General features: G+C 63.0%; 5 protein-coding genes. All 5 read left to right on the top strand.

Annotated features, from left to right (window positions below):
* Positions 1-570: NADH-quinone oxidoreductase subunit H (locus EOA33_RS27200; protein ID WP_190234381.1), on the top strand; the 570-nt coding region annotated here is incomplete at its 5' end.
* Positions 570-1,061 (top strand): NADH-quinone oxidoreductase subunit NuoI, encoded by a 492-nt coding sequence (gene nuoI / locus EOA33_RS27195; RefSeq protein WP_126054027.1) that lies wholly within the window; start codon positions 570-572, stop codon positions 1,059-1,061. The genes EOA33_RS27200 and nuoI, both read left to right, overlap by 1 nt.
* Before the next feature lie 129 nt (positions 1,062-1,190).
* Complete coding sequence (locus EOA33_RS27190; RefSeq protein ID WP_126054028.1) at positions 1,191-1,811, top strand: NADH-quinone oxidoreductase subunit J; 621 nt, start codon at positions 1,191-1,193, stop codon at positions 1,809-1,811.
* A 1-nt stretch (position 1,812) separates the two neighbouring features.
* Entirely contained in the window at positions 1,813-2,121 is a 309-nt protein-coding gene (gene nuoK, locus EOA33_RS27185; protein ID WP_019858930.1) for an NADH-quinone oxidoreductase subunit NuoK, read from the top strand.
* A 10-nt stretch (positions 2,122-2,131) separates the two neighbouring features.
* The coding region (gene nuoL, locus EOA33_RS27180) for an NADH-quinone oxidoreductase subunit L (RefSeq protein ID WP_127407046.1) at positions 2,132-3,876 on the top strand (1,745 nt) is incomplete at its 3' end.

Raw genomic sequence — 3,876 nt, 5'->3', positions numbered from 1 at the left:
GTCTCGATCGGCTTCGTCATCGTCACCGTGCTCTTGTGCGTCGGCTCGCTCAACCTGTCCGACATCGTCATGTCGCAGCACGATGGGCTCGGCACCCGGCTCGGCCTGCCCAACACCTTCCTCGACTGGCACTGGCTGTCGCTGTTCCCGATGTTCGTCATTTTCTTCATCTCGGCGCTGGCCGAGACGAACCGCCCGCCTTTCGATCTGGTGGAGGCCGAATCGGAACTGGTCGCCGGCCACATGGTCGAATACTCGTCGACGCCGTTCTTGCTCTTCTTCCTTGGCGAGTATGTCGCCATCGTCCTGATGTGCGCGCTGGCGACCATCCTGTTCCTCGGCGGCTGGCTGCCGCCCTTCGACTTCGCGCCCTTCACCTGGGTGCCGGGGCTGATCTGGTTCGTGCTCAAGGTCTGCCTGGTGTTCTTCGGCATTTCCATGGTGAAGGCGTTCGTGCCGCGCTACCGCTATGACCAGCTGATGCGGCTAGGTTGGAAGGTCTTCCTGCCGATCTCGCTGTTCATGGTCATCGCCACCGCAGCCTTCCTCAAGCTCACGGGGTTTGCGTAATGTCCGCTCTTTCCCAAGCCGCAAAGGCGCTGCTGCTGAAGGATTTCGTCAGCGCCTTCTTCCTGTCGATGCGCCAGTTCTTCGCGCCGAAGGAGACGATCAACTATCCGCACGAGAAGGGGCCGATCAGCCCCCGCTTCCGCGGCGAGCATGCGCTGCGCCGCTACCCCAATGGCGAAGAGCGCTGCATCGCCTGCAAGCTGTGCGAGGCGATCTGCCCGGCGCAGGCGATCACCATCGAGGCCGGCCCGCGCCGCAACGACGGCACGCGCCGCACCGTGCGCTACGACATCGACATGGTGAAGTGCATCTATTGCGGCTTCTGCCAGGAGGCCTGCCCGGTCGACGCCATCGTCGAGGGGCCGAATTTCGAATTCGCGACCGAGACGCGCGAGGAGCTTTACTACAACAAGGAAAAGCTGCTCGCGAACGGCGATCGCTGGGAACGCGAACTGGCGCGCAACATCGCTCTGGACGCGCCCTACCGCTGACATTTGACGCATGGACGGGGCGAGGGGCCTCGTTTAAGGACAACGCGGCTTCGGCACCGGAGGCGGTACGAAGCCAGAAAGAGCGAACAGGACGAACGTCCTGTTCGGACAGGAACCCGGGGGATCCCCATGCTGAGTGGACTAGAGGCGGCTTTCTTCTACCTCTTCGCCTTTGTCGCGGTGGCGTCGGCCTTCATGGTCATTTCGTCGCGCAACCCTGTGCATTCGGTGCTGTTCCTGATCCTGACCTTCTTCAATGCCGCCGGCCTGTTCATGCTGACCGGCGCCGAGTTCCTGGCGATGATCCTGCTCGTCGTCTATGTCGGCGCCGTGATGGTGCTGTTCCTGTTCGTCGTCATGATGCTCGACGTCGACTTCGCCGAGATGAAGGAAGGCGCGCTGCAATACGCCCCGATCGGCGCGCTGGTCGGGCTGATCCTGGCGGCGGAACTGATTGTCGTGCTCGGCGGCTACACTTTCGCGCCGCAGCTGGCCTCGACAGTGGCCAAGCCCATCCCGGATCTCGCCCAGCGCACCAACACGGCCGCGCTCGGCGATATCCTCTACACGGACTACCTCTACTACTTCCAGATCGCCGGCCTCGTGCTGCTTGTCGCCATGATCGGCGCCATCGTGCTGACGCTGCGCCACAAGCCGGGCGTCAAGCGGCAGTCGATCGCAGCCCAGGTCGGCCGCACGCCGGCGACCGGCATGGAAATCCGCAAGGTCAAATCGGGCGAGGGCATCTGAGATGGTCGTCGGCATCGCGCACTACCTCACCGTATCGGCGATCCTGTTCACGCTCGGCGTGTTCGGCATCTTCCTGAACCGCAAGAACGTCATCGTCATCCTGATGTCGGTCGAGCTGATCCTGCTTGCGGTCAACATCAATTTCGTCGCCTTCTCGGCGGCGCTCGGCGATCTCGTCGGGCAGGTGTTCGCGCTGTTCGTGCTGACGGTCGCCGCGGCCGAGGCCGCGATCGGTCTTGCCATTCTCGTCGTCTTCTTCCGCAACCGCGGCTCGATCGCGGTCGAAGACGTCAACATGATGAAGGGTTGACGGGGCAGTCATGTATCAAGCAATCGTCTTCCTTCCGCTGCTCGGCTTCCTGATCGTCGGCCTGTTCGGCACGTCGCTCGGCGCCAAGGCGTCCGAATACATCACCTCCGGCTTCCTGGTGATTTCGGCCGTGCTGTCGTGGATCGCCTTCTTCTCGGTCGGCTTCGGCGAGGGCGAAGTGTTCACCGTGCCGGTGCTGCGCTGGATCCAGTCGGGCGGGCTCGACGCGTCCTGGGCGCTCAGGATCGACACGCTGACGGTGGTGATGCTGGTCGTCGTCAACACCGTGTCGGCGCTGGTCCACATCTACTCGATCGGCTACATGCATCACGATCCGAACCGGCCGCGCTTCTTTGCCTATCTGTCGCTGTTCACCTTCGCCATGCTGATGCTGGTGACGGCCGACAATCTGGTGCAGATGTTCTTCGGCTGGGAAGGTGTCGGTCTCGCCTCCTACCTGCTGATCGGCTTCTGGTACAAGAAGCCGTCGGCCAATGCCGCGGCAATCAAGGCCTTCATCGTCAACCGCGTCGGCGATTTCGGCTTCGCGCTGGGCATTTTCGGCGTGTTCGTGCTTTTCGGCTCGGTCAATCTCGGCACCATCTTCGCCAATGCGGCGAGCTTCGTTCCGACAGAGGGCGCCGAGCACGGCGCAACCGTGCTCACCTTCCTCGGCTATACGCTCGACAAGCACTCGGCGCTGACCGTCGTCTGCCTGCTGCTCTTCATGGGCGCGATGGGCAAGTCGGCGCAGGTGCCGCTGCACACCTGGCTGCCCGACGCCATGGAAGGCCCGACCCCGGTCTCGGCGCTGATCCATGCCGCCACCATGGTGACGGCGGGCGTGTTCATGCTGGCCAGGCTGTCGCCGCTGTTCGAGCTGTCGCATTCGGCGCTGACGGTCGTCACCTTCATCGGCGCCTTCACCGCCTTCTTCGCGGCCACTGTCGGCCTCGTCCAGAACGACATCAAGCGCGTCATCGCCTATTCGACCTGCTCGCAGCTTGGCTACATGTTCGTGGCGCTCGGCGTCGGCGCCTATGGCGCCGCGATCTTCCATTTGTTCACGCACGCCTTCTTCAAGGCGCTGCTGTTCCTCGGTTCGGGCTCGGTGATCCATGCCGTCTCCGACGAGCAGGACATGCGCAACATGGGTGGCCTCAGGACGCTCATTCCGAAGACCTACTGGATGATGGTGATCGGCACGCTGGCGCTGACCGGCGTCGGCATTCCGGTGACGGTCATCGGCACCGCCGGCTTCTTCTCCAAGGACGCCATCATCGAGAGTGCCTTTGCCAGCCACAATCTGTTTGCCGGCACCGCCTTCGTGCTGCTGGTTGTCGCCGCGGCCTTTACCTCCTTCTACTCCTGGCGGCTGATCTTCATGACTTTCCATGGCCAGCCGCGCGCCAGCCACGAGGTCATGCACCATGTCCATGAATCGCCGCCGGTGATGCTGGTGCCGCTGTTCATCCTGGCCGTGGGCGCGCTGTTTGCCGGCATCATCTTCCATGGCGCCTTCATCGGCGAGGGCTATGCCGAGTTCTGGAAGGCGTCGCTGTTCACACTGCCGGAAAACCACATCCTTCACGAGATCCACGAACTGCCGCTGTGGGTCGAACTGGCGCCGTTCATCGCCATGGTCATCGGCTTCGCGGTCGCCTGGAAGTTCTATATCCGCTCGCCGGAACTGCCCGCCAGCGTCGCCGCCAACCATCGCCTGCTCTACGCCTTCCTGCTCAACAAGTGGTACTT

Source organism: Mesorhizobium sp. M4A.F.Ca.ET.050.02.1.1 (assembly GCF_003997725.1).
GTDB lineage: Bacteria > Pseudomonadota > Alphaproteobacteria > Rhizobiales > Rhizobiaceae > Mesorhizobium.
Note: the sequence above shows the minus strand (reverse complement) of the source record. Positions and strands in the feature narration are given on the sequence as shown.